General features: G+C 46.9%; 1 protein-coding gene. It reads right to left on the reverse strand.

The genetic code is table 11. The features are described 5' to 3' along the window. Positions 1-203 (reverse strand): hypothetical protein (locus tag IEW74_RS17265; RefSeq protein WP_229734411.1); only part of this gene is annotated, 203 nt, incomplete at its 3' end. Between the last annotated feature and the right edge of the window lie 449 nt (positions 204-652).

A 652-nucleotide genomic window follows, 5' to 3' on the forward strand; every position in this document is an offset into this window, starting at 1 on the left:
AGCAACAGGCTTTCATATCCCCCTGTTGCCTCACAAATACCAAAGACATTCCCGTCCTGAAAAGGTTTCAAAAAATGACGAATGGCCTGTTTGCGATTGGCGATGGTTTTGAACTCGTCTGTGCTTCGGTTACAGATAACAATGGTTTCTTTGGCAATATCGCAGCCAAGAATAACAAGAGATTTATCGGAAGAATGGGTCATGATAAACTACCTTCGTTTCCTGTGCTTTGGATTGTCTTCGGGCGTATAAGCCCCTACAACTCTTCAAGCGTTTTAAGGAAAACGGCCTCAGGGACCCCGATGACGACGGGCATTCACAACTCCAGCCCAATCCCGCAACGGTCGCCTGAACCGCTCCCAAGGGGCTATGGCCATAGCCCCTTGGGATATTCAGCATTCATGCTTTTGATAAAATATAGCAAGCTTTAAAGAGACAATCCCGCACTTGATGCGGGATCCATTTAAAATCAATGTGTTATATGCTACTCATTGAGCAAAGATGGATCCCCGATCAGGGTCGGGGATGACAGTTTAGGGGCTTATACATTAAGAGGCAGAAAGATTTGTTATGATCTTTCTGCCTCTTTTGTTTGTCAGGGAGGTGTTGCAACACCTCCCTGACGGTGCCTGAAGCGGTTGAGCCCATCGGG

It is taken from the genome of Terasakiella brassicae (assembly GCF_014641495.1).
Taxonomy (GTDB): domain Bacteria; phylum Pseudomonadota; class Alphaproteobacteria; order Rhodospirillales; family Terasakiellaceae; genus Terasakiella; species Terasakiella brassicae.